The 25,900-nt window shown below is 70.7% G+C and carries 19 protein-coding genes; 6 read left to right on the forward strand and 13 right to left on the reverse strand.

What is annotated here, in order from left to right; genetic code table 11:
• Positions 1-32: 32 nt before the first annotated feature.
• The 3 genes from C7C45_RS03865 to C7C45_RS03875 form a co-directional block, all read right to left on the reverse strand.
• Positions 33-3,950 carry a Pls/PosA family non-ribosomal peptide synthetase gene (locus C7C45_RS03865; RefSeq protein WP_110562242.1) on the reverse strand — a complete coding sequence of 1,306 codons (3,918 nt, stop codon included), beginning with the start codon at positions 3,948-3,950 and terminating at the stop codon, positions 33-35.
• Positions 3,951-4,140: 190 nt separating this feature from the next.
• Positions 4,141-5,184: an NAD-dependent epimerase/dehydratase family protein gene (locus C7C45_RS03870; protein ID WP_110562243.1), complete on the reverse strand. Its 1,044-nt coding sequence runs from the start codon at positions 5,182-5,184 to the stop codon at positions 4,141-4,143.
• Positions 5,181-7,916: an ATP-binding protein gene (locus C7C45_RS03875; RefSeq protein WP_110562244.1), complete on the reverse strand. Its 2,736-nt coding sequence runs from the start codon at positions 7,914-7,916 to the stop codon at positions 5,181-5,183. Before C7C45_RS03875 ends, C7C45_RS03870 begins: the two co-directional genes overlap by 4 nt.
• 134 nt (positions 7,917-8,050) lie before the next feature.
• Here C7C45_RS03875 and C7C45_RS03880 point away from each other — a divergent pair, with 134 nt between their 5' ends.
• Positions 8,051-8,647: a dihydrofolate reductase family protein gene (locus tag C7C45_RS03880; protein WP_110562245.1), complete on the forward strand. Its 597-nt coding sequence runs from the start codon at positions 8,051-8,053 to the stop codon at positions 8,645-8,647.
• A gap of 81 nt (positions 8,648-8,728) precedes the next feature.
• The gene (locus C7C45_RS03885; protein WP_110562509.1) at positions 8,729-9,073 is read left to right on the forward strand and encodes a DUF1801 domain-containing protein; all 345 of its coding nucleotides are present in this window, start codon (positions 8,729-8,731) and stop codon (positions 9,071-9,073) included.
• A gap of 115 nt (positions 9,074-9,188) precedes the next feature.
• Here C7C45_RS03885 and C7C45_RS03890 read toward each other — a convergent pair whose 3' ends face one another.
• The 6 genes from C7C45_RS03890 to C7C45_RS03915 all read right to left on the reverse strand — a co-directional run bounded on the left by C7C45_RS03890 (position 9,189) and on the right by C7C45_RS03915 (position 15,433).
• A complete protein-coding gene (locus C7C45_RS03890; RefSeq protein ID WP_110562246.1) occupies positions 9,189-10,082 on the reverse strand; it encodes an META domain-containing protein in 894 nt (297 codons plus the stop codon).
• A 213-nt stretch (positions 10,083-10,295) separates the two neighbouring features.
• Entirely contained in the window at positions 10,296-10,925 is a 630-nt protein-coding gene (locus C7C45_RS03895) for a GyrI-like domain-containing protein (RefSeq protein WP_244200232.1), read from the reverse strand.
• Entirely contained in the window at positions 10,922-11,989 is a 1,068-nt protein-coding gene (locus tag C7C45_RS03900; RefSeq protein WP_110562511.1) for a glycosyltransferase family 2 protein, read from the reverse strand. The genes C7C45_RS03895 and C7C45_RS03900 overlap by 4 nt, the downstream gene beginning before the upstream one ends.
• A gap of 54 nt (positions 11,990-12,043) precedes the next feature.
• Positions 12,044-13,828, reverse strand: coding sequence for a hypothetical protein (locus C7C45_RS03905; protein ID WP_208641057.1), 1,785 nt, complete (start codon positions 13,826-13,828; stop codon positions 12,044-12,046).
• 193 nt (positions 13,829-14,021) lie between these two features.
• The gene (locus C7C45_RS03910) at positions 14,022-14,477 is read right to left on the reverse strand and encodes a MaoC family dehydratase (RefSeq protein ID WP_110562247.1); all 456 of its coding nucleotides are present in this window, start codon (positions 14,475-14,477) and stop codon (positions 14,022-14,024) included.
• An 83-nt stretch (positions 14,478-14,560) separates the two neighbouring features.
• Positions 14,561-15,433 carry a haloacid dehalogenase-like hydrolase gene (locus C7C45_RS03915; RefSeq protein ID WP_146247261.1) on the reverse strand — a complete coding sequence of 291 codons (873 nt, stop codon included), beginning with the start codon at positions 15,431-15,433 and terminating at the stop codon, positions 14,561-14,563.
• Positions 15,434-15,487: 54 nt separating this feature from the next.
• Between C7C45_RS03915 and C7C45_RS03920 the strand changes: the two genes are divergently transcribed.
• A complete protein-coding gene (locus tag C7C45_RS03920; protein ID WP_146247262.1) occupies positions 15,488-16,057 on the forward strand; it encodes a hypothetical protein in 570 nt (189 codons plus the stop codon).
• Positions 16,058-16,168: 111 nt separating this feature from the next.
• Here the strand turns inward: C7C45_RS03920 and C7C45_RS03925 are convergent, their stop codons facing one another.
• Complete coding sequence (locus C7C45_RS03925) at positions 16,169-17,908, reverse strand: trypsin-like serine protease (protein WP_110562250.1); 1,740 nt, start codon at positions 17,906-17,908, stop codon at positions 16,169-16,171.
• A gap of 399 nt (positions 17,909-18,307) precedes the next feature.
• Here C7C45_RS03925 and C7C45_RS03930 point away from each other — a divergent pair, with 399 nt between their 5' ends.
• The 3 genes from C7C45_RS03930 (at position 18,308) to C7C45_RS03940 (ending at position 23,563) form a co-directional block, all read left to right on the forward strand.
• On the forward strand, positions 18,308-19,345 hold the full coding sequence (locus C7C45_RS03930; protein WP_110562251.1) for a fatty acid desaturase family protein: 1,038 nt from the start codon (positions 18,308-18,310) through the stop codon (positions 19,343-19,345).
• 123 nt (positions 19,346-19,468) lie between these two features.
• Positions 19,469-20,179, forward strand: a complete 711-nt coding sequence (locus C7C45_RS03935; protein ID WP_110562252.1) for a TioE family transcriptional regulator — start codon at positions 19,469-19,471, stop codon at positions 20,177-20,179.
• A 384-nt stretch (positions 20,180-20,563) separates the two neighbouring features.
• The gene (locus C7C45_RS03940) at positions 20,564-23,563 is read left to right on the forward strand and encodes a glycoside hydrolase family 95 protein (protein WP_110562253.1); all 3,000 of its coding nucleotides are present in this window, start codon (positions 20,564-20,566) and stop codon (positions 23,561-23,563) included.
• Positions 23,564-23,720: 157 nt separating this feature from the next.
• Here the strand turns inward: C7C45_RS03940 and C7C45_RS03945 are convergent, their stop codons facing one another.
• The 3 genes from C7C45_RS03945 to C7C45_RS03955 are packed head-to-tail and all read right to left on the reverse strand — an operon-like array spanning position 23,721 to position 25,868.
• Positions 23,721-24,665 carry an aminoglycoside phosphotransferase family protein gene (locus tag C7C45_RS03945; RefSeq protein ID WP_244200234.1) on the reverse strand — a complete coding sequence of 315 codons (945 nt, stop codon included), beginning with the start codon at positions 24,663-24,665 and terminating at the stop codon, positions 23,721-23,723.
• Positions 24,666-24,680: 15 nt separating this feature from the next.
• Positions 24,681-25,052 carry an MFS transporter gene (locus C7C45_RS03950; RefSeq protein ID WP_244200235.1) on the reverse strand — a complete coding sequence of 124 codons (372 nt, stop codon included), beginning with the start codon at positions 25,050-25,052 and terminating at the stop codon, positions 24,681-24,683.
• A 33-nt stretch (positions 25,053-25,085) separates the two neighbouring features.
• Positions 25,086-25,868, reverse strand: coding sequence for an SDR family NAD(P)-dependent oxidoreductase (locus C7C45_RS03955; protein ID WP_110562255.1), 783 nt, complete (start codon positions 25,866-25,868; stop codon positions 25,086-25,088).
• Between the last annotated feature and the right edge of the window lie 32 nt (positions 25,869-25,900).

Raw genomic sequence — 25,900 nt, forward strand, 5'->3', positions numbered from 1 at the left:
ACGCTCCGGCGTGTGCCGCTCGGTGTCGGTGATCATGCCGGCCGCGAAGCCGACGTCGGCCAGGTCGCGATCGGGTTGCCCAGCCACCGGCTGTCGCACGGGACGGCGTCGCCCCGGGTCACCAGCGAACCGGGCCCGACGGTGGTCCGCGCACCGATGCTCGCGCCGGGCAGAACGATGCCGTGCGGCCCCAACGCTGCCCCCGCGCCGAACGTCACCTCGTCCATGCTCATTACCCGATCATGGAACAGGTGGGTCTGCACCACGCAACCGCGGTTCACCGTGGCGCCGTCACCGAGCCGCACCAGGTCGTACTCCGGCAGCCAGTACGTCTCCAGCCAGACGCCCCGGCCGATCTTCGCGCCGAGCGTGCGCAGCCACGCCGTGAGCAGCGGGGTGCCGGTCGCGAAGCGGACCAGCCACGGCGCGGCGAGGACCTCGACGAACGTGTCGGCGAGCTCGTTGCGCCACACGAAGGAGGTCCACAGCGCGCGTTCGGTGGCCCGGAACCGCCCCACCAGCAGCCACTTGGCAGCCGTCGCGATGGCGGCGGCGACGAGCGCCGCACCCAGCAGCACGGGCCCGGAGACGAGCGCGGCCACGCCCCACCCGGCGGTCCGCGACACGGACGCGAGCACAGCCAGGACGCCGACCGCCACGGCGGCGGTGAACATTACCGGGACGATCCGGCACAGCTCTATCGCGGCCCGGGCCAGCTTCAGCCGGACCGGCGGGTCGAAGGTACGGCTGGTGTCCGCGGCCTCCACGGTGCGGCGCAACGGCATCGGCGGCGCCCCGAGCCACGACGAGTCCTTCTTCGCCTTGCGCGGCGCGGACGACAGCACGCCGACAAGCCCACGCTTGGGCACCGACCTGCCGGGTGCCGCCATCCCGGAGTTGCCGAGGAACGCCTGCTTGCCGATGCGGGCCGGAGCGACGCGCAGCCACCCGTGGCTCAGCTCGTACGTGGCGACCATGGTGTCGTCGGCGAGGAAGGCCCCGTCGTCGACAGTGGTCATCGTGGGCAGCGCGAGCACCGTCGACGCCTCCACCCCGCGCCCCACCCGGGCGCCCAGCAGCCGCAACCACACCGGCGTGAAGAGGCTGGCGTAGAGCGGGAACAGCCCGACCCGGGCCATTCCCATCAGCCGCTCGGTCGTCCAGACCTGCCACGCCACCCGCCCCTGCACCGGGTGGTACCCGGCGCGCAGACCGATGCTGAGTGCCCGGACCGCCCCGAGCACCAGCAGCGCGTAGCCCACGACGTAGGTGACGGTCGCCACCGCGACGGCGGCCAGCACCGCGCCGACCGTCGGTCGGACGACGAGCGTCCAGCCGAGCAGGGCCAGCGCCGGCAGTGCGGCGACGACCGGCAGCAGCCCCAGCAACTGGGCGGTCATTCCATACGCGACGGGCCAGAGGCGTGCCCGCGTCCGCGATCGCGGCGGACGCTGGCTGGGCCACCCGGCCGAATCCTTGGCAGCGGCGGGTGCGGCCGGTGACCCGGCCCACCGTTGGTTCGCCGGTACGGCGCCGGCCACCGTCGAGCCCGCGGCGATGCGCGCACCCTTGCCGATTCGAGCGCCCGGCATCAGGGTGCTGCGGGATCCGACCCGGGCGCCGGCACCGACGCGTACCTTGCCGATGTGGACGACATCGCCGTCGACCCAGTGGCCGGCCAGGTCGACCTCCGGCTCGATCGCCGCGCCGCGGCCGAGCTTGAGCAGACCGGTGACCGGCGGCGCGGAGTGCAGGTCGACGTCGTCGCCGATCTGCGCGCCGAGCGCCCTGGCGTAGGTGATCATCCAGGATGCTCCGGCGACGCTGGTGGCGCCGGTCAGCTCGGCGAGCCGTTCGGCGGCCCACAGCCGCAGGTGCACGCTGCCCCCGCGCGGGTAGCTGCCGGGGCGTACCCGGCGCAGCAGCAGCCGCGCTCCTCCGGCGGCGAGGGCGATGCGGCCGAGCGGGCTGAACAGCGCCGCCCAGCCCAGCGCCACCCACCACCAGGACACCGTCGGCGCCCAGGGCGCCGGAGCGAACAGGGCGAGGACGTTGCCGAGGGCGGCCAGGACGGTCAACCAGCGGAGGCCGACCAGCGCGAGCATCGGCACCATCAGCAGGGCCTGGATCAGCCCGGTGCGCCGCGGCGTCGGCCGGACCTCGCGGCGAACCTCCGCCGTGCTGTCCAGCGCGTCGAGTACGGCCGCGAGCTGCGACAGTCTCGGGTGAAGGTAGATGTCGGCCACCGAGACCCGCGGGTGCCGGCGTCGGATCCACGCCACCAGTTGCGCCGCGTTCAGGCTGCCGCCGCCATGGTGGAAGAAGTCCGCATCAGCCTCGGTGGGACGTACGCCCAGCACATCGGCCCAGCCACCGGCGAGCCACTCCTCGGTCGCGGTCAGCTCGCCCGCCGTGTCGTCGGCGTCGGCCAGCGGCCAGGGCAACGCGGCCCGGTCCACCTTGCCGGACGTCCGGGTGGGCAGCGCGTCCACCACGGCCAGCAGCGGAACGAGCGCGGCCGGTAGTTGCTCACGGATCCGCAGCGCCGCCGTCGCGGTGTCGAACGCGACGCCGTCGTGCGGGACCACGTACCCCACGAGCAGTTGGTTACCCGCAGCGGTCCGTTGCACCGCGGCGGCGGCACCGGCGACTCCCGGCAGAGCCTGCAGCGCGGCGTCGATCTCACCCAGCTCGATCCGGCGTCCGCCGAGCTTGACCTGCTCGTCGCCGCGACCGACGAACACGAGCCCCTCCGGGTCCGCCCGGACGATGTCCCCGCTGCGGTAGGCCCGTTGCCAGCCGAGCGCCGGCAGCATCGCGAACTTCTCGGCGTCCTTGCCCGGGTCCAGGTAGCGGGCGAGTCCCACCCCACCGATCACCAGCTCGCCAGTCTCGCCCATCTCGACGGGAACGCCGGAGCCGTCGACCACCGCGAGCTCCCAGCCGGCCAGCGGCAACCCGATGCGTACCGGGCCATCGCCGGTCATTCGCGCCGCGCAGGCGACCACGGTCGCCTCCGTCGGCCCGTAGGTGTTCCAGACCTCGCGGCCCTCGACGGCCAGGCGCTGGGCGAGCTCCGGCGGGCAGGCCTCCCCGCCGAAGATCAGCAGCCGGACCTCCTCCAGTGCCTCGACCGGCCACAGCGCAGCGAGCGTCGGCACGGTCGACACCACGGAGATGCGCTGCTCGGCCAGCCACGGACCGAGGTCGACGCCGCTGCGGACGAGCGACCGCGCGGCCGGCACCAGACAGGCGCCGTGTCGCCACGCCAGCCACATCTCCTCGCAGGAGGCGTCGAATGCCACCGAGAGCCCGGCCAGGACCCGGTCCTGCGGGCCGATCGCCTCACTGGCCTCGTCGGCGAGGAACAACCGCGCCTCGGCGTCCACGAACGCCGCCGCCGCGCCGTGGCGGACCGCGACGCCCTTCGGGGTGCCCGTCGAGCCGGAGGTGAAGATGATCCAGGCGTCGTCGTCCGGGCCGGGCCGGCCGGTCCGGCTCCCAGGGGTACGCCGCAGCGACACCGTCAGCTGGTCACCGAGGACCGCGGCGACGCCCGCCTCGGCGAAGACGAGTTCGGCGCGTTCCTCGGGATCGTCCGCGTCGACCGGAACGTAGGCCGCGCCCGCCGCGAGCACCCCGAGGATCGCCAGGTACAGCTCGGCCGTACCCGACGACATCCGTACGCCCACCCGGTCGCCGCGGCCGATCCCGTGTTGCGCGAGCGACACCCGTACGGCCTCGATCTCGTCGGCCAGTTCGCGGTACGTCAGGGCCGTGGCCCCGTCGTCGAGAGCATCGGCCGCCGTGTGTGCGCGTACGGTCTCGTCAAGAATGTCGACAAGCGTGCGGCGGGCCGGGGCCGAGGAGGAACGGTAGATCGCGGCGGCCGCCGGGGCGGTGACGAGTGGCGCAAGCGCGCCAGGCTGAGGATCAGTCGTCACGGTCACCGGGCGTGCACCATCTTCACCTCGCGGGTCAGCGTCAACCAGGCGTGCGGCATGCGGACCCGCCCTGGGCAGCCCTCAACGCTACGTCGCACCATCGGCAAAAAGACGGCACCGCAGCGGATTCGTGTCCACCACCACAGCGAATCGCTCGGAATACAGGGCATTCGCGGCGTGCCACCCCGGGGTGTCGTCAGGGGAGCAGGCCCTGGCCGCGGTACCACGCCACCGCGCTGGCCAGGCCGTCCGGTAGGCGGTATGCGGGGGTGAAGTCGAGGTCCGCCCGTGCGCGGTCGGTGGCGCACGTCCACGCCAACTGCCGGATCTCGTGAGCGCGGTCCCGGTTCATCGTCAGTGCCGGCCCACGACGCACCGGGCTCAGGTCGCACAGCCAGCCGGTCGCGTGGACGAGCGGGCCCGGCACCGGGACGAAGCGCGGGCGGGGGCGGCCGATCGCGGTGGCGAGCTCGCGGCAGAAGTCGCTCCAGCCGTACACCTGGCCGTCGCTGATGAGGTACACGCCTGCGTCCCCGCCGTCCGGTGGCAGCGTCTCGCCGCGGACGACGGCCGCGATCAGGGCGGCGCACAGGTCGTCCACGTGGACGAAGGAGTACTCGCGTTCCGGGCGGGTGGGACGCAGTTGGGTGCCCAGGCGGGCCATCGGCAGGAAGGACGGCAGGAAGTCGTGGTCGCCCGGGCCGTACACGATGGTCGGGCGGAGAACCACCGTGGGAACACGAGCGGCGCGGGCGATCTCCTCGGCGGCGAGCTTGCTGCGGCCGTACTCCGAGACCGGCGCGACCGGCGTGGACTCGTCCCGTGGCCGGCCCGGGTCCGACGGCCCGGCGGCGGCCAGGGACGAGCACAGCACCAGCCGGGGGAGCGGGTCGGCGTCGGCGACGGCCGCGACCAGCCGGCCGGTGGAGTCGGTGTTTCCGCGCCGGAAGGCGCTCGGGCGGCGGGCCTTCACCTGGCCCGCCAGGTGCACCACGGTGTCGACGCCATCGATGGCCGCGTGCACGCCCGCGCCGGTGTCCAGGTCGGCGACGGCGACGCGCAGCCCGGGGATGCCGGTCAGGAGCGTGCGGTCGGAGGTCGGTCGGACCATCGCGACGAGGGTGCAGCCCAGGGCCGCCAGTCGCCGCACGAGCCGCACGCCGATGAAGCCGGTCGCCCCGGTGACCAGGATGGTGCGCGATTCGATGCCGGGCCAGCGGTGCCGCTCGGTGGTCGTCATCGGCCCGAGCCGACACCGAGCGCCGCGAGGTCTCGCCGGCCCTCAGCGGCACGGTCGGGCAACAGCAGGAGCGTGCAGGCCCGTTCGAACCGGGCACCGATGCGCTCCCACCCCGCCACCGCGGCGGTGAGGGCGGCGGTGTCCCCGTACCGGCGGCCTCGGGCGCGGGCGGTGCAGGCGGCGGCCCACGCGCTCTCGTGCCGCTCGGCCGCCGACAGCAGGTCCGCGGCGTCCGGGAGTTCGGCGACGACGGCCAGCTCAGCGCCGACCGCCCGGGAATAGGGCGGAGACCAACTGCGGGTGCCGTTGAACGTCAGGCGGACCAGCGCGGCGGCGTCCTCGACCCGTCCGGCGTGTACGGCGAGCCGCGCGTCGACCATCGTCACGAACGTGGAGTGCGGGGGTAGCTCCCCGATGACCTCGATCGCCCGGGACCGCCACAGCGCGTACCCCTCGTCGTCGCCGCGCAGCCCATGGACGAGGGCGACCGCGGCCATCGGCGGCGACATCGTGCCGGTGCGCGGACGGCCGGCCCGCCGCCAACCCTCCCACGCGGTGCCGGCCATCCGCAGCGCCTCGTCGAAGCGCCCACTGAGCACCAGCGGCGTGATCAGGAGAGCGGCCGAGTAGTAGGAGCTGCCGGCGAGGTCGTCGTCCATGGTTCGCCGGCCGATCGACAGGGCGGCCGGCAGGTCACCGACGCCGAGGGCAGCCAGGTGGGCCATCCGGTACGTGTCGACGATCTCCGGGGCGGCGTTCGGATCGTGCCGGGACATCGCGGGCAGCAGAGTCAACCGTTCGTCCATGATCCGGCGAAGGTCCGCGCCCCGCCCAGCCACGAGGTCGGCGGTGGCCACCGTGTCCAGAGCCGCGCTGATCAGCACCGGATCACCGGTGGCCCGGGCGGCTGCCACCGCGGTCGCGGCGAGCTCCGGGTCGGCCTCGTGCCCGTCGGAGGTCGCGGCCCAGGCCACCGCCTCGGCGAGGCGGGCCGCCACCACGGCGTCACTCGACCCGTCCGCTGCCGACGCCGCCTCGTCGAGGAGGTCACACAGGCGGTCGTACGGAACCTCGGCGGCGAACCCGGCCGGGTGCCGCCGCGCGGTGGTGACCGCCTGCGCCAACGCGATGGCCGTGGCCCCAGGATCCCCGGCTGCCCGGGCCAGTCGCGCGGCGGCGAGCAGCAGGTCGAAGGGCCGTTGACCGTCGTCGCCGATCGCATGGGAAACGGCGGAGGCAGCGCGCAGGTCCGTCGCGGCCTCGCCCGGCGCGGGGGCCCGAACGGCTGCGGTCCGATAGTGGCCGAGCGATTCCATCAGGAACCGCCGCGTGTAGGCGAGGTGTGCCAGTGCCCGGGCCAGTCGGTGCGGCAGCTCACCCGGGCCGTCGGGGGCGACGGCGAGGGCAGCTCGCAGATCGTCGGCGACACCGTCGAACTCTTCGTACCACTCGTCGCCGTCCAGCCTCGTCTCCAGCTCCGAGGCGACCTCCGTCGCCCAACGCAGGTGCCGGTCCTGGACCTCCGGCCGCTCACCCGACACGTCAAGCTGCTCGACGGCGAACGCGCGCACCGTCTGCAGCATTCGCCACCGGGCCGCTCCACCCCAGCGGTGCACGCTGACCAGGCTCTTGTCCGCCAGCCTGCCGAGCACGTCGGCAACCACACCGCGGGTGCTCCCGGCCGGGCTCACCCCGGCGGCGGCGGTGAGGTCGAACGCCCCGGCGAAGACGGCGAGCCGCCGGAACAGCGCCCTTTCCTCGTCATCGAGCAGGTCGTGGCTCCAGCCGATGACCGCGCGCAGCGAGTGGTGCCGCTCGTCCACACCCCTGCCGCCGGCCACCAGCCGTAGCTGGTCGTCGAGCGCGGCCAGCAACCCGTCCTCGCCCAGGGTGGCACTGCGGGCGGCGGCCAACTCGATCGCCAGCGGCATGCCGTCCAGTCGCGCGCACAGCTTGGCGACCACCACGGGGTCCGCACCGAACCCGGGGTTCGCGGCGGTGGCGCGGTCGACGAAGAGCCGCTCGGCGTCGGACTCCAGCGGCAGCGGACCCAGCGGTACGGCACGCTCACCTCGTACGCCGAGGCGTTCCCTGCTGGTGGCGAGGATGTGGGTGCCCGGGCAGGCGGCCAGCACACGCTCCGCGAACGGTGCCACCACGTCGATCACATGCTCGCAGTTGTCCAGCACCAGCAGCGATCGGCTCTCTCCGAGTCGCTCCACCACCGCGTCCTCCAGCGACTGCTGGGGGCGCTCGCTGACGCCGAGCGCACTGGCCACCGCCTGTGCGACGTACCCGTCACGCGCCGCGACGAGGTCGACGAACGCCCCGCCGGCGGGAAAGGAGGGTCCGGCCGCCCCGGCGATCTGGCCGGCCAGGCGGGTCTTCCCCATCCCGCCTGGTCCCACCACGGTCACGAGTCGGACGCCGCGCAGCGTCTCCATCAGGTGCTCGCGTTCCGCGCTCCTGCCGACGAACGTGGTGAGCGCCGATGGAATCCCGGCCAGACGCCCCGGTACCGGCGCCCCCGCCTGCACCTGTACGGCGAGTTCGCCGAGCGCCCTCCGGTCGGCCACGCCGTACTTGCGCAGCAGTGAGGAGACGTGGTTCTCCACGGTCCGCACGGAGATGTGCAGCCGGCCGGCGATGTCGGCGTTGGACAGGCGCGCGCCGAGCATGACGAGCACCTCGATTTCCCGCTTCGACGCTCCGGCGGGATGGGTGACGTCCATCGCGCCATCATGCCCGACGCTCGATCACTGGTGCGTAGTCCAATGAGTGGTGGATTGCGTGGCCGCCACCGATGCCCGTCGTACCCGGCGTGTCGCAGGCTCTAGCTGAGCTACCGAGACCATTGGGAGACACCATGGGGCGCATCGTTCTGTCCATCTTCACCAGCGCCGACGGGGTCGTCGGCGACCCGCAGCGGTTCACCTTCCAGTTCGTCAGCGAGGACTCGATGCGGACCGGGCTGGCGCAACTGCGGGCCGCCGACGCGCTGCTGCTGGGCCGGGTCACCTATGAGGGGTTCGCCGCGTCCTGGCCGACCATGACCGACGAGGCCGGCTTCGCCGACAAGATGAACACCATGCCCAAGTACGTCGTCTCGACGACGCTGGACCGGGGCGAGTGGAACAACACCACCGTCATCAGCGAGAACGTCGCCGAGGCGATCGCCAAGCTGAAGGCCGAGGTGGACGGAGACATCCTGGTCTACGGCAGCGTCGCGCTGGTCAGGTGGCTGCTGCGCAACGAACTCGTCGACGAACTGCGTCTGGTCACCTACCCCGTCGTGATGGGCGGTGGCGTGCGCCTCTTTGCGGAGTCGAACGAGCCGGCAGTCCTCCGACTGGTCGACGCACAGGCGTTCGACTCGGGCGTGGTCGTGCTGACCTACGCCCCCACCAGGGACAAGCTCGTCGGGTGGGGGCAGGAGCCCGAGGCCCCGGGCGGTGAAGACTGAGGCGGGGTGGCGCTCGACCCTCGCCTACGACACGATCTGCAGGCCCGTGCTCTCCAGTGAACAGTGATGAAGGAGAAGACCGTGAACGACGATGTCACCCAGTACATCAACAAGACGCAGCCGTGGCAGATCGACGTCTGCGAGAAGCTACGGGCGATGATCGGACAAACCGTCCCAGGTGTCGAGGAACAGTTTCAGTACGGCAAGCCGCACTACGTCAAGAACGGCAACTACGCGGCGGTCATCGCGGTAGCCAAGTCCAAGATCTCATTCATGGTCTTCAACGCGAAGGACATCCCTGAGGTCAAGGGATTCCTGCGGGCAATGGGCAACGGCGAACGCAAGACCGTCGACATCACCGAGGGGCAGGACGTCGACTACGACGCACTCGCCGGCATCCTCGCGAAGACCTCTGCCGCGCTGTAGCCGCCAGCGGGTCTGCCGTGGCCGGGTCTGATCGGTCTGATCCGCGTCAGCCGGGGTCGGTGCCCACGAAGTCTGACCCGTCCGCGCTCGTGGCCGCCGCCCGGCAGGCCGACGTTCAGTCTGTGGCCGTCAGCCGGCCGGTCTCGTCGCCCTGGGCGTCAAGGAGCACCAGGACCTCACCGCCGAGGCCGGCCCGTCTGGCCGTCGTGAGCCACTGGCCGACCGGCACGCTGTCCGTGCAGAACGCCAGCGTGACCCCTCTCGCAGTGGCGAGCAGGGCACCGCCGGCACCGCTGATCCACCGACCGCTCTCGCCGTTGCACCCGTCGGAACCGCGCCACTCACCGTCTGCGGTGAACTCCACGTACGCCGCCTTGTGCCCGCTGAGGGGCACCCAGCGACCCACCAGCCGGCCTTGATCCGTGGGAACAAGCGTCACCGGTAGTGCGACAGCGGGTGCCAGGGCTCGCCGAGCCTCATCGGTAACCAGCGGTGGTGCCAGCACCGAGTCGGCCAGGTTCGGCTCGGGGGTCGGTGTCGCCCCGGGAACCAGCCGGGCAACCGGTTGCCTCCCCTCGTCCAACAGGACGGGTAGCCCCTTGCCGTCGAACTGGTACGCCGTCACACGCCGCAGCCACCCGGGCGTCTCCTGACTGGCCTTTTCGCAGCCAGGGATGCCTTCGACGGCGTCAGTGGAAGCCTGCCAGATGTCGGCGAGAAAGGCACCTTCGCTGTTGGCCCGCCAGGTCCCGCCCAGGGTGCCGCAGCGGGTGCCGACCAGGTGCAGCTCGCCACCTGCGAGGTGCAGGATCTTGCCCGCGCCGGGGTCGGCAACGTCAACGAGCGTCCAAGCCCCGATCAGCGACTCCGGCGCCAACGGCACCACGACACCCGCGGTGCCCGACAGCGGCGGCCGTGGAGCCACGGGCTCCGAGTTGCCCTGCCGACCGCATCCGCTGAGCAGCAGACTCAGCACGGCCAACGTCGCCAGGCGGCCCTGACCAGCCATCTCGGTTCTCCTTCCCGGTCTCCCGGCACCCCCGGCGGGGCCGTACGGCACACGCGGTGGGTGCCTGCACCTGCTCCTCCCAACGGCTCGTCGGGGCGTCGGATGCGCCGGCGAGTTCGTGGGACCGCCACTCCGTCACCTACCCAACGCGGCGGGAGCCTGGACGGGGGACGAGCCGGAAGTCGTCCGAAGTCGAACACCAGCCGTTCACGCTCAGGTCTCGCTGGTGATCGGCTGCCGGAGGATGGTGCGCCGCCTGTCGGGTGCGACCTTCCGAAAGTCGCTGAGATAGATCTCGTGGTGGGTGCCGGCCATGCGGAGGCGGTGTCCGGGGATGAACTCCTCATGCAGTCGTGCGAGCACGTCGGCCTCCTCGTCGAAGGAACCGACGTGCAGCGTCTGCACGCAGCGCCCCTCGGTCAGCGTCTGGAGGCGGACGTCGTCCAGGCGCGCTGGTCGGTGCTTCGCCCCGGCCTGCTCGACGGCGGCGGCGAACATGGTCTGGTCGATCCAGACCGGAACCATGAGCATCAGCGTCCAGTCCCACTGGGACTTGTCCCGGTCGGTGGTGAAGGAGGCCATGTCCTCGGCCCACCACAGGCCCTCCAACGGCGGGACGACGTAGTCCCGCATGAGGGTGCGCTTGCTGGCGAACTTCAGCTTGTACGCCACGGGGTAGAGCGTCTCGATCGCCTCGGTGAAGGCGGGCGAGGTATTCGGATCGCCGTGGCCGTCGACCATGAGGTACTGCAGATCGGGTACGTCGACCATCCGGAACTGGCCCCGATGCGCTTGATAGGCGTCGAGAGTTATCTTGAAGTCGATCTTCTCGTCGCCGGTCACGAGGTCTCCGGCCGCCGGGCGCCGGGGGGACGCCGGGGTGGGTCCTCCCGGGTTGGCACCGCCTGCTGGCCCCGCTCGGTCGACCGTGCCCCGGGCCGGGTCGGCATCCGTGGCGCCTCGCCGGTCTCCGTGGCCAGGTGCTCGGTCTCCTGCACCAGATAGTGCGGTCGGCGCTTGGTCTCGTAATAGATCCGGCCGATGTACTCCCCGATCACTCCCAGGATCGTCATCTGGATGCCGCCGAGCCCGATGACGCTGACGATGATGGTGGTGTAGCCGGGGACGTCGATGCCCTTCTCGACGGCGTCCGCGACGACCCAGATCATGTAGGCCAACGCGATGAGGGTGAGGAACAGGCCGCCGTAGATCGCCAGGCGCAGCGGCCGGTTGTTGAACGACAGCAGGCCGTCGAACGCGTAGTTGAAGAGCTTGCTGAAACTCCACCGGCTCTGCCCCGACTGCCGGGTCTCGTTGTGATGGGCCACCACCACCGTCCGGAAGCCGATCCAGGAGAACAGCCCCTTGGAGAAACGGTTGTATTCCGGCATCGCCAGGATCGCGTCCACCGCGAGCCGGGACAGCAACCGGAAGTCACCCGCCCCGTCCAGCAGGCGCACATCGATCCACCAGTTGATCACGCGGTAGAAGGACCGCGAAGCGACCATTCGCACGAACCGGTCACCGCGCCGGTCCCGGCGGGCGATCACCTGGTCGAAGCCCTGCTGGTACAGCGCCACCATCTGGGGCAGCATCCGCGGTGGGTGCTGCAGGTCGGCGTCCATGATGACGACCGCGTCGCCGGTGGCCCGCTGCAGACCGGCGAGCATCGCCGCCTCCTTGCCGAAGTTTCGGCTCAGCGAGGTGTAGCAGACAGCGGGGTCGGCGGCGGCGAGCCGGCGCAGCGCCGCGAGGGTGCCGTCCTCGCTGCCGTCGTCGACGTACACCACCTCGACGTCCACGTCGGGCAGGTCGGCGAGCGCGGCGCTCACGGTCTCGTGCAACCGCTCCACCGACGCTTCCTCGTTGAAGCACGGCACCACGACGGACAGTCGCACCCTCGTCACCCGGCCCGGCCCGTGGCCGGGCACCTGCCGCCGGCACGCCCGGCGCACCCCTGGTCAGAGGCGGTAGAGCAGCGTGCCATCGAGATCCTCCCGGGTGATGCCCAGTCCGTCGATGGAACGGGCCTCGATACCCTCCCACGGCGTGCCCCCGGCACGGCTCGGCACGACCATCACCGACCGCACGCCGATGCCCCGCAGGTATGCCACGCTGCCCTGGTCAGGGAACGATGCCACGGCCGTCCGGGTCTGCGCCTGGCTGACCGGCTCGAAACCGGCCAGCCCGTTGGTCACCCGTGGGAACCCGTCGGTCGACCACAACATGTACGTCAGGTCGCCCACACCGCCGGCGGGCAGCACCAGCAGCGGCTCCTGCGCCGCCCGCATCGCGGCCGGGGCCTGCGGCACGGTCGGGTGGGGTGTCCGGTTGACGCCCTCCAGAGTCACCATGGTCAGCGGCACCAGCAGGACCAGCGGCATGACGAACCGCGTCCAGCGGCGGGTCGAGGGCTGGCCCGACGACTCGGCCAGCGCCGTCACCGCTCCGGCGGCGAGCACCGCCAGCAGCAGGCTGGTCCAGTGCATCATCCGGCCCGGTGTGCGCAACGCGTCCCAGCCCGGCAGGTGCAGCGACAGAGTCAGATAGCCCGGATCCCCGTCACCGCCGAGGGTGGCGCCCAAGCCCAGCAGCACCGTGCCGAGCACGCCCAGCCCCAGCGCCACCTGGTGCCGAAGCCGGAACACCGAGAAGAACAGCCCCGCGGCAGCCAGCCCGATCAGCGTCATCCCCGGCAGCAGCGCCATCTCCGGGGGCCAGGACAACTGTTCGCGTGCGGCCGCGTGCGGCTCACCCCACAACCACGAGTCCGCCGGCGCGGTGACGAACCCGATCAGCGGAGGCGAGAACATCTTCGTCCAGTCCAGCGTCCGCTCGGCCTGCGGGTTGAGGTCGACGACGCGCAGGTAGACCAGGCCGAGCAACAGCGTCACCGCGCCGAACACGGCCCCACCGGCCAGATCCGCGAGCAGCAGCCGCCGGCCGAACGGCGGGCGTTCCCGCTTGCGCCACCAGGACCAGCCGTAGCAGCCGGCCGCCACCAGCACCGCGGCCAGCAGGAAATACACCAGCGGCAGGCCGATGCCGAAGCCGAGGGTGATCTGCCAGGCGGCGACAAGCCACCCGGCCAACGCCCAGCCGGGCCGTCGTCGCTCCGGCCGGTACCCGTGGCGCAACGACCAGCCGTGACCACGGGCCAGCATCGCCAGGGACAACGCGATTCCCGCGCTGGACAGGATGTTCAGGTGACCGGAGTGCGCCAACCGCCACGGCGCGTACGCCCACGCGACCCCCGCGACGGCCCCGCCCCACCGGTTCGCCCCGAGTTGCCGGGCCAGCGCGTACGCCCCGAGGGACGCCAGCGCGTGCAGCAACACGTACAGCACGTTGTATCGGATTATGGCGGCCTCGACGCCGGAGCCGAGCATCCCGATCGGGGCGTACCCGAGCAGGGTGTCGCTGTAGGCGTACGTGTACTTCTCGGGGTAGAACGTGTTCGAGTGCCAGAGGTCGAGCGGATTGCTGAGAAGCGCGTGCCCAGACCAGGCGACCTGCCACGCCTGCAACGTGGGGTCGCCGAGGTCGCCGGGGATCGTGCTCGCCGGATGCCGAAGCGTCGGCCAGGTCAGCACCACCGCCAGCAGCAGGCTCGCCAGTGCCGCCAACGTCCATTCGTGCCGGGCCCAGCGCCACCGGCCCCGCCCGCCCGGAGTCGGGTCGTCGGAGGTCTGTTCGGGGCTCGCGTTTTCGGCATCCTGCCGGGCGACGGTGGAGCGGGTATTCACGGAATAGATCCTCTCCGATGACCTGCACCTTGTCCACCGGTTGTCCGAACGGTGGATCCTCGCGCCGACCGTTCCGATGATGTCGGAGCGCCCTCCGCGGAACGAGGGATCTCCTGCCCCAGCAACGGCCGAGTGACTGTCCGGGTGACAACTGGTACGAGCAGCGGCGCGCAACCACCGTCGCTGGAGGCGGTCACTGCTGGAACACCAGGACCCAGTCGGCGACACAGGCGGGTCTGGTCTCGCCCTCGATCTCCACCCGCATCTGCACGACGACCCGGCACCCGCCGGCCATTCGGCGGGCCTCCAAAAGGGTCGCCGCGCCGCGCACCCGTGCGCCGGCCGGAACCGGAGCGCGGAGGCGCACCTTGTTCAGCCCGGCGTTGATGACCAGGCCGACGCCGTCGACCTCGACCAGTTCGGACAGGAAGGTGGCGCAGAGCGAGAGCGTGAGCATGCCGTGCGCGATTGTCGTCTGGAACGGGCTCTCCGCTGCCGCCCGCTCCTCGTCGACGTGTATCCACTGGTGGTCGCCGGTCGCCTCGGCGAACGTGTTGATCCGGGCCTGGTCGACGAGGTGCCATCCGGTCGTGCCGAGTGGTTGGCCGGCCCGTTGGAGCAGAGCGTCGATGTTGTCGTATCGGGTCATGCTGTCCACCTTTCCGGCAACGGCTGCCTGCCGTGACCCCGCCGCGGCACCCAGGCTTCGACAGTGGTGTCGCGGCGCCGCGGTCAGCTGACCGGCCCCGATGCCTCGTCTTCCCGGGAGAGGCGGCCACCCTTCCAGGTCACCGTGGTCAGCCGGGCACCGAGCAGCTTCCGCGCCCTGGCGACCTGACGCGCGTTCGCGTTGACCAACACCGCCTGCCCGGCGGCGGCAAGGACGGGCAGATCCGACAGTGAGTCGCTGTAGGCCACCCGCCAGGGCGGCGTCACACCCTGGGCGGCGAGCTGCACCACCTTGGTCGCCCCGTAGTTGTGCACGAGCAGCTTCGGCCCGTGGATGTGCGAGGCCACGAGTTCGACCTCGGCGAGGCCGATCGCGTCGAGCACCGCGCGCGCCAGGGTGTGTTCGCAGCCGGTGACCACGACGACCCGGTCGCCCGCGTCGAGGTGGGTGCGGATCATCTGCAGGCCGGGTGCAATGATCCGCTCGGGCTCGGCACCGAGGTCCGCTCCGAAACGCCCAAGTTCCGCCCGCAGCCGGTCCGCGCTGCGGCCCCGCAGGCCGATTCGGCTCATCCACCACGCCGCCCGCGGGCGGTAGGCGGGAATGGCGACCATGGGTGCGAGGAGGACAGCCAGGATGACGGCAACCGGCAATCGGGCACCCGCGAAAACAATGCGTCGCAGGAAAAGCCCGAACGCATCCCCGCGCAACAGTACGCCGTCGAAATCGAAGATGACGGTGGCGGCGGACGGTGCCCGCATTGGTCTATCGGCTCCCGCGCCACAGGTGATTCGACACGCGTCGATTGTACGGGTCGGGTTACGACAAGCGGTGGCCCGCGCAAGCAGGGGAGCGAGCGTGTGGATGGCTACCGGCTTGTTACCGGACCCGATGATGCCGACTTCTGCGCCCGTATCAGCGGCCTTCTCGACCACACGACGGTCGGAAACCGAGATGACGCGTGTCGCCCACTGGTGGACGGTGTAGTGGTGGCAACCGCGGATGACCTGAGCGACGACGAGAACTGGGCGGGCGGGTTCTACGAGGTCATTCTCGTCCTCGGCGCGACCGACGACGCCAGACTCGACCGAGCCGTGCGGTCTCTGTGGCGAGCCGCCGGTGTCCGCGAGTGCCGCGTAGGGCCGGAACTGGTCGACGTCGAGCCTGGTGCGGCCGCGTTTCAGGTGGGTGGGCACCTGCGCGGGACGCTGACCCTGCCGTCCGGCGGCCGGGTGGTCTGCGGTGGCTTCTCCTCCCGGTACGAGGGAATCGACAGCCTCGAGCTCTACCTACCGCTCGGTGCGCTGGCCCGGCTCGACGAGCGGATCGGCGGGTACCCCTTCGATGAACGGAGCGGGGTCGAATCACTGACCTGGCGTGCCCCGCTCGATCGGTGGCTCGCCGACGTGGCCGTCGCCGTGCACGCCGACGTGCCCATCCAACGTGCCGTCATCGGCTTCGAGGTCGACGAGGACGCGGACATCACCGCCGACGAGAGGTATGCCGCCGTCCTGCTGCCCGGTCTCGACGGCATGGACTACCGGCCAGCAACCGCGTGACCGTCTGACGAGGCCGTGCAGCGGTGCCGACGGCCACCGCCGCGACAACGCGGGCCGCGACGGCTCTGACACGGTGACGCCCACGCCGGTGCGCGCGGGCGGCACCGACCGTCATGCGACCGGGATGGCCTGTAGGGAAGTCACACCGATGGTGGTGACATTCTCCGTTGGGCCTGATGTCACCGCCGTGCGGGTGCCACCGTTGACTCGCCACACCTGGGGCGAGGCGCCCGACCGGACGAGCGTGCCGTCCTGTGGCTTGCTAAGGAGACCGAGGGCCCACCTGGTGGGGACCCCGATGCTCGGCACGGTGCCGTAACCGGCCTCACGGAGTTCCTCCGGAGTGGGGAACCACATCGCGGCGCCCCCCGCAACGACGGCGACGCCGCCGGTCTCGTTCCTGATGAGGGTGCCGTTCTGCGGTATACCGGGTAGAGATACAGCCCAGGCGGTCGGAACGCCGATACTGGGCGTCGTGCCGTACCCCGCGTTACGGAATTCGTCCTGGTTGGCGAACCAGACCGCCGCGCCGCCGGCGATCACGGCGACGCCGCCAGTCTCGTTCCGGATGAGCGTGCCGCTCTGCGGCATGCTGGGCAGAGAGGCGGCCCAACTGGTGGAGACCGGAACAACCGGCGTGGTGGCATAACCCGCTGCGGCGAGCTCCTGCGGGCTGGCAAACCAGATGGCCGCGCCGCCAGCGAGGACCGCGACGCCACCCGTCTCGTTCCGGATGAGGGACCCGCTGAGCAGGGTCCCGCTCGACCAGACCGGCGCCAGGTCGCTGTTGCGGTAGAGGACCAGGTTGCCGTCGTTCTGCAACCGCAGCGTCGACGGTCCGTTGCCGAAGGTGCCGGTACTCCAGACTGCGCTGCCGTCGGCACCGTAGAGCACCACGTTGCCGTCCGACTGGTTGGCCAGGCGTGCCCCGTTGGTGGTGCGGGTAGCCCAGATGGGGAGGCCACCCACGTACAGCACGAGGTTGCCGTCCGCCTGGAGTAGGAGCGAGAAGTGGTCGTTCGCGGAAGCCAGAGAGCGTGACCTCGAGCAGTTCCAGCACTCGCCACTCGGCATGGAGGACTGCGTCTCCGCAATCCTCTGGCGGACCCAGTAGCCGATGTCGTCCAGGCGAGTCTCGGTTGCGCCCTGCCGCGTCTCGGTTTCGCCGAGACACCCGTTCTGCCACGACAGGTGATTGAGGGCGACGAGTTCGACGCGTCCCGCGACCTCCCGTAGAGCCGGGCCGCCGGCATCGCCCTTGCACGGGCTGCTCTGGCCGGGCGCCTGTCCCTGAATGCCCAGTGTGCTGGCACCGACACTGGTCACCTCGAACGCCGCGACGTGCGCGCGATCCGGCAGCCATTCGGTGGCGGTGCGACCGTAGCCGCCGACGTGCAGCACGTCGCCCACGGCGGGAGCGGTGGACCCGATCGTCACCGGCGTGATGGTGGTGATCGGGGCCGACAATCTCGCCAGCACCAGATTCCGGTCCGGGTGCGGCACGAGTTCCATCACCGTGAGCACACGGCCCGTGTTGGTGGTGAGGTCCGTGCGGCCGATGGTGGCGGTGGTCGGCGCTGCGGGCGGACCTGCGGTGATCGGCTGGCCGTTCACCGCGAAACAGCTACTCGCGCTGGCCACCCACCGCGGCGAGATCAGCGCGCCGGTGCAGGCGCGACCGGAGGGTCCCCCACCGCCGACGTCAATCTTGGCGAGGTACGGGTACGCGCCGTCGGCGACCGCACCACCTCCCCCGACCGCGCCGGCCGGTACGGCGGCCAGCAAGCTTGTAAGGGTCACCACCGTGAGCGTGGCCAACCACTTGCCGGCCGGTTTTCGTGCCTGGGACATTTAGTTCGCTCCTATGCCTACGGACTCGCCTCGTGACTGTCACACTGCAGCTAGGCCTCCCCAGAACACGACCAGACGCCGGGTGGGCAGGCAGGTGTCTTGGGCTTCGGTAGGGAGTTCGGGGAGGTTGCGCGGCCACGTTCAGCAGTGCATTCGATCGCAGAGTGTAAATCAGGATGATCGTTTGCGATGGCCCCGGTCTGTCGGGGGCAGCAGGACCGCACGGGCCTCTGAGCCGCCGTTTTCTCCTGCGGGGACCCAGCAGTGCGGAAGACTGGCACCGTCAGCGGCGGTTCGCGTTCGATCTCGGTGCTACGACGATCGGATCGCGCGCCTCTCGGGCCATGGCTGACGGCGGAGCCAGCGCGCTCGCGGGCGGGCTGACAAGGAGTGGCGAGGGTGAGCAATACCGATCTTGGCGCCCGCAGTGACCGGGGCAGTGAATACGCCGACCTGTCCCGACTGGTCCGGGGCGCGGGTCTGCTCGACCGACGACCTCGTTACTACGCGGTGCGAGTGACGCTGGTGCTGGCGTGCCTCGTGGTCGTGGGCGTGGTTTTCGTTCGACTTGGGCCGTCGTGGTGGCAGACGGCCACCGCCGCTGCGCTCGCGGTGCTCCTCGCCCAACTGGCGTTTCTTGGTCACGACGCGGGACATCGACAGATCTTCCGCACCCGCCGGGCGAACGACGTGGTCGGCCTGGTCTGTGGAAACCTGCTGACCGGGATCAGTTACGGCTGGTGGGTCGACAAGCACAACCGCCACCACGCGCACCCGAACACCGAAGGCCGGGACCCCGACATCCTGGTGGTTCCGCTGTCCTTCACCCCGGGCCAGGCGGCGACGCAGCGTGGCCTGCGGGCGCTGTTCGTCCGGCACCAGGCGGCGCTGTTCTTCCCCCTGCTGCTGGTGGAGGGTCTGCATCTGCATGCCGCCAGCGTCCGGGCGATCGTCATCCGCGGCGGACTCCGGCACCGAGCAACGGAGGCGGGTCTGCTCGTCCTGCACCTCGCCGGCTACCTCGCGGCCGTCTTCGTGGTCCTGAGCGTTCCACAGGCGATCGTGTTCATCCTGGTCAACCAGGCCATCTTCGGCCTCTACCTGGGCAGCTCCTTCGCCCCGAACCACAAGGGGATGCCCATCCTGACCGAGGCCGACGACCTCGACTACCTACGCCGACAGGTTCTCACCTCCCGCAACGTGCGTGGCGGGCGGCTCGTCGACGCGCTGCTCGGTGGGCTCAACTATCAGATTGAGCACCACCTCTTCCCCAGCATGCCCCGGCCGAACCTGCGCGACGCCCAACCGTTGGTCCGCCAGTTCTGCGCCGACCACGGCATCGCCTACCACGAAACCACCCTGACCCAGTCCTGGGCGCAGGGCCTGGCACACCTGCGGGCGGTCGGGACCGGATCGACCCGACCGGGTGACGGCTGATCGTGGGACCGCCGACCGGCTGGCCATCGCCAGGGGGTGGCTGGCCCGGGTGAACAAGTAGTCGCCCCCTCAACGCTATGGTTGGGCCGGCCGTTGAGACTTTCGAGCGGTATTGGCAGGGCTGTGGGGCGAGACCTTCAAGACCGTGGACGGCTCAGGCCGGTCGACCTGGCGCGAGCGCACGGTCTGTCGACACAGGCGGTCAGGAACTACGAAGAGGTTGGCATCCTGCCGGCCGCTGAGCGCACCGCGCACGGCTATCGCACCTACACACCGCTGCACGCGCAGGCACTGCACGCGTTCCTCGCGCTCGTGCCCGGACACGGGCATCGGACGGCCACGGCGATCATGCAGGCGGTCAACCGGGACGCGACCGAGGACGCGCTCCAACTCATCGACGAAAGTCACGCACAGCTCGTCGACGACCGCCGCACCCTCGAGGCCGTCGAAGCCGCTCTTGGTGAGCTGGAGCCCGCGCCGCCGGAGCGAAGGGACATGTTCGTCGGTCCACTGTCGAGGAGGCTCGGTGTTCGCCCGGCCACGCTGCGCAAATGGGAGCGAGCTGGGGTGATTCAGCCGCACCGTGACCCGCGGACGGGCTACCGCGTCTACAGCGCGGCCGATGTGCGCGACGCCCTGCTGGCGCACCAGCTCAGGCGAGGCGGTTACCTACTGGAGCAGATCGCCCCGCTGATCGCCCAGGTCCGGTCGGCCGGCGGCATCGCGCCGATCGAGTCCATGCTGCGCGACTGGCGTGCCCGCCTCTCGGCCAGGAGTCGCGCCATGCTCAGCGGCGCCGGGGCGCTCGACGCCTACCTTCGTCGTGGAGCGTGACGGCCAAGTCGTCGACCGTTCGTCTCAGGGCTTGTGGAGTGCCTGCTCGGCGCCGTACATCGGATGTATGGGTGTCTGGAGCGGCGAGCGCCGACCCGTCTGCGGTGTTCGGCCGTGGCGGGTCGGGTGGGTCCACCGCTGACTTGCTGCTGATTCGCCCGGTCACCAGGGTCGGTAGGACAACTTCCACGTATCGATCGATCATTGCCTATTCTGTGGCTCCGGAGTAACCTTCCCGAAACACATCAGATGTCTGACTGTCTCAGGGCCCAGCGCCGGCCTGCGCAGCAAGGCCCCCCGGTTGGCCATCGAGCGGATCCCCAGGTCGGGTTTCGTTGTTGTCACGCTTCGGGGTGGCCGGATCGGTCACCGTTTGGAGGATCGATGTCAGACCTGACCCGACGGCAAGCCCTCAAGGTCGGCGCAGCCGGCGCGGGCGGTGCTCTCCTGCCACTGCCGTGGACCGCCGTGGCCCGAGCAGACTCGGTGGCGCCGCCGCAGGTGCTGGCCGCCGGGGACCTCGCGCTCTGGTACGACGAGGCAGCCGGCACCGACTGGCTACGAGCCCTGCCGATTGGCAACGGCCGGCTCGGTGCCATGGTCTTCGGCAATGTCGACACGGAACGACTCCAGCTCAACGAGGACACCGTCTGGGCGGGCGGTCCGCACGATCCCAGCAACCCCAGAGGCGCGGGAGCGCTGGCGGAGATCCGGCGGCTGGTCAACGCGAACCAGTGGACCCAGGCCCAGGATCTGATCAACCAGACCATGATGGGCAACCCCGGCGGCCAGCTGGCCTACCAGACCGTCGGCAACCTCCGGCTCGCCTTCGGCTCCGCCAGCGGAGCGTCTCAGTACAACCGGACGCTCGACCTCACCACCGCCACGGCCACGACGACGTACGTGCTGAACGGCGTTCGACACCAGCGTGAGGTGTTCGCCAGCGCACCGGACCAGGTCATCGCGATCCGGCTGACCGCCGACCGGAGCGGGTCGATCAGCTTCACCGCCACCTTCGACAGCCCGCAGCGCACCACGGTGTCCAGCCCGGACGGCACCACGATCGGCCTCGACGGCGTCTCCGGAAACATGGAGGGCGTCACCGGCGCGGTCCGCTTCCTCGCCCTGGCCAATGCGACAGTCAGCGGCGGCAGTGTGTCCAGCTCCGGCGGCACCCTGCGGGTGACGAACGCCACCAGCGTGACCCTGCTGATCTCCATCGGCTCGAGCTACGTCAACTACCGTAACGTCGGCGGCGACTACCAGGGCATCGCCCGTCAGCGTCTCTCCGCCGCGCGGGCCAGCAGCTACGACCAACTGCGCAGCCGGCACGTGGCCGACTACCAGGCGTTGTTCGGCCGGGTCAGCCTCGACCTGGGCCGCACCTCCGCCGCCGACCAGACGACCGATGTCCGGATCGCCCAGCACAACAGCGTCAACGACCCGCAGTTCTCGGCGCTGCTGTTCCAGTTCGGGCGGTACCTGCTGATCTCGTCCTCGCGGCCCGGCACGCAGCCGGCCAACCTCCAGGGCATCTGGAACGACTCGCTGGCCCCCTCCTGGGACTCGAAGTACACGATCAACGCCAACCTGCCGATGAACTACTGGCCGGCCAACACCACAAACCTGGCCGAGTGCCACAACCCGGTCTTCGACCTGGTCAGAGACCTTGCCGTCACCGGAACGCGGACCGCCCAGGTGCAGTACGGCGCCGCCAGTGGCTGGGTCACCCACCACAACACCGACGCGTGGCGGGCCACCGCGGTGGTGGACGGCGCGTTCTGGGGCATGTGGCAGACCGGCGGCGCGTGGCTGTCCACGTTGATCTGGGACCACTACCTGTTCAACGGTGACATCGAGTTCCTGCGGACGAACTACCCGGCCATGAAGGGCGCCGCGCAGTTCTTCCTCAACACCCTGGTGACCGAACCGACCCTCGGTTACCTGGTGACCAACCCGTCGAATTCGCCGGAGCTCAGCCACCACGCGAACGCCAGCGTGTGCGCCGGCCCCACGATGGACAACCAGATCCTGCGGGACCTGTTCGACGCCTGCGCCCGGGCGAGCGAGATCCTCGACGTGGACAGCACCTTCCGGGCCCAGGTTCGCGCCACCCGGGATCGCCTCCCACCCATGAAGATCGGCTCGCGCGGCAACATCATGGAGTGGCTCTACGACTGGGTGGAGACCGAGCCCAACCACCGGCACATCTCGCACCTGTACGGCCTGGCCCCCAGCAACCAGATCACCAAGCGCGGCACCCCACAGCTGTTCGAGGCGGCCCGCCGGACCCTGGCACTGCGCGGCGACGACGGCACGGGCTGGTCACTGGCCTGGAAAATCAACTTCTGGGCTCGGATGGAGGAGGGCAAGCGGGCCCACGACCTGATCCGCTACCTCGCCACCACCGCACGGCTCGCGCCCAACATGTTCGACCTGCACCCGCCGTTCCAGATCGACGGCAACTTCGGCGCCACCGCCGGCATCGCCGAGATGCTGTTGCAGAGCCACGCCGGTGAGCTGCACATCCTTCCCGCGCTGCCGCCGGCCTGGCCGAGTGGGCGGGTGACCGGCCTGCGGGGTCGGGGTGGACACACGGTCGGCATCACGTGGGCGAGCGGTCAGGCCACCGAGGTGCTCATCCGACCGGACCGCGCCGGCACCGTCCGCCTGCGCTCGCGGATCCTGACCGGCACCGTCACGGTGGTCGACACCGCCGACGGTACGGCCGCCCGGACGACCCGGATCGAATCCGACCTGATCGAGGTCACCGTGCAGGCCGGGCGCACCTACCGGGTCACCAGCACAGGTGTCGCCCTACCCACGTTGGAGCAGAGCTTCAGCAACGTCGGCATCACCAGCGACAGCAACACCAACGTCGGAAACTTCGACGGCGGCGGGGCGTCGCTCTCCGCGCAGGCCCTGGCGGCGGCCGGCGCGAGCCCAGGCGGCACGGTGAGCCGCAACGGAGTCAACTTCCGCTGGCCCAACGTCAGTTCCGGGGCCGCCGACAACGCCATCGCCTCCGGGCAGTCGATCAGCGTGACCGGCACGGGCAGGACCCTCGGCTTCCTCCTGACCGGCACCTACGGCGCTCCGTCGGGCACCGGAACGGTGGTCTACGCCGACGGCACCCGCCAGACGTTCACGCTGAGCACGCCCGACTGGTACGGCGGACCGAGCTCCGCCGGGACGGCCGCCATCGTCTCCGCGTACCAGAACCGGCCCAACAACCAGCGGCAGAACACCGCCGCCTGCGTCTACTACGTGGGTGTCGCGTTGCAGAGCAAGGCGGTCGCCTCGGTCGTGCTGCCCAACATCAGCGCCCGGCCGGCAACAAACGTGTCGACCATGCACATCTTCGCCATCGCCATCGGGGGCTGACGGCAGCGGATCCCGCTCGGGGGAGCGCGACCGGGCCCGTCCCAACCGGGGACGGGCCCGGTCGCGGCTTTCGTTGGTGCTGTGGCGGTACACGGCATCCGGCGCGGGCCGACGCGGCGGTATTGCTGGCGGCGACGACTCGTTCGGGTGTGCCGGCTCAGGCTGATGTTGGGTCGGCAATGATGCGCGCGAGGGTGCGTCGGCCCATCCGACTCATGGTGGCGTTGGTCTGGTGGTAGTACCAAACCACCCCCATTGCCTGCTGGAAGGCCCACGCTTTGCCACGCTCCCATTCGAGATCGTCGCAGCCGAGTTGCTGCCGAAATGCCTGACGTGGCTCGCGTTCCAGCAGGTGCCAGGCGCTGACGAGATCAAGGGCAGGGTCGGCAGGCCCCAGCCCGCCCACGTCGAGAACCCCGGCCAGCCGCCCACCGGAGACGAGGACGTTTCCCGGAATGAGATCACCATGGTTCATCCTGTCCGGGGCCTCGCCCCGCGGCAGTTCCCTCATGACCTCCCAGATCCGGCGGAGCAGCGGGACGTCCAGCAGCGCCTCGCTGCGCCCGAAGCAGGTTTCCATCCACCCGTCGTGCGCTGGTAGCTCGCCACCGCGACCCTCGCCGGTGAACGTGCGTCCCCGTGTGTCGATGGCTCGCACGCCACTGACGAAATCGGCCAGATCGTGCGCGAACGCGACGGAGTCGCCTGGGTCCTTGTCGGTGGCTACGACACCGGGTACCCACGTCTGTACCGACCACGGAAGCGGGTAGCCGGCGCCGGGTTCACCGAGGGCGACCGGCTCGGGGGTGGGAAATCGCGTACGACCCATCAGTTCCCGGGCCGCTTCCGCCTCGCGTTCCAGCCAGCCCTGCGCCGCGTCGACCTCGAGAGGCTGAAGGGGGAACCGGGCCGTGAACCGTTCCCCGATACGGAAGATGGCATTGACCGTTCCCTGCGAAGCGACGCGCCTGAGAGGCAGGCTCCGCCACTCGGGGAACTGCGCGTCCACCAGCTCACGCACCGCGTTGAGTGAGACTGTGAGCTGGCCATCGTGCATCGGCACATCCGGCGACAGGGATGGGCGGCGGGTAGAGGCTGGCACGACAATCATCCTTGGTCAGGTGTGCTGGGCGGCGACTGTGGTTCGAGGGTGGCCGGTGGCAGGGCTTGACGCCAGGTGGCGAGCAAGAGCGATCGCGGCGAGGAGCGCCAGGACCGCGGGTGCGGCGCTCGCGGCGAGCAGCCCCAGCCCGGTGAGGCCGAGCAGGGTGACGATCAGCGGGCGGTGCGGGAGCCGGTCGCCGAGCGGCACCAACAGGAAGATCCCGGCGGCATAGCCGAACTGCACCGCGGTCACCACCAGGGCGGCCGAGTCGGCGCCGACGTGCAGGCTGGCGGCGACCAGCGGGCTGGTCGTCTGGGGGAAGTAGATGTTTCCGACGGCGACCCCGCAGGTGAGGGCGAGGAGCACCAGCAGCCTGCGACTCATGTGCGAACCGCCTGTGCGAAAGCGTCGATCACGTCAGTCCACCGGCCCGCCGGCGACGTAGATGACCTGGCCGGAGACGAACCCGGCTTCGGGGCTGACCAGGTACGACGCGGTGTGCGCGATGTCCTCGGGCTGGCCGACCCGGCGCACCGGGATGGTCTGCGCCACGATCCGCTGGTGCTCCTCGAAGCTGCGGCCCCGCCGCTGGGCCCCGACCCTGGTCATGTCACTGACCACGAAGCCTGGCCCGATGGCGTTCGCCGTCACGCCGTGCTGCCCGAGTCGCAGCGCGAGCGATTTGGTGAAGCCGATCAGACCGGCCTTCGCGGCGGCGTAGTCAACGCGGCCGGAATCGCCGAGCGCGGAAATGCTCGACATGTTGACGATTCGTCCCCAGTTGGCCGCCATCATGTAGGGGGTCACGGCCCGGGTGAGGAAGAACGCTCCGCGCAGGCTGACCCCGGTGACCGCGTCCCACTGCTGGGTGCTCGTCTCCTCGACGCCGGCGTTGGGGCCGCCGATGCCGGCGTTGTTGATCAGCACCGTCGGTGATCCCAGCTCGGCCGCGATCCGAGCGACAGCGGCGGTCACGGCCGACTCGTCGCTGACGTCGGCGGCGAACGCCGCCGCTGTTCCGCCGTCGCGGGTGATGGCAGCCACGGTGCCGGCGCAGTCTTCCTCGACCAGGTCGACCACGGCGACCGCGAGGCCATCGCGCGCCAAACGCCTGGCCACCCCGGCGCCGATGCCGCGTGCCGCGCCCGTGACGATCGCCGTGCGCCGAATGGCCTGGTCTGTCATGTTGATCTGTGTCATGCCGGAGAGTCCACGGCACCTTGGCGGTGCTC

The organism is Micromonospora arborensis, assembly GCF_003205615.1.
Taxonomy (GTDB): domain Bacteria; phylum Actinomycetota; class Actinomycetes; order Mycobacteriales; family Micromonosporaceae; genus Micromonospora; species Micromonospora arborensis.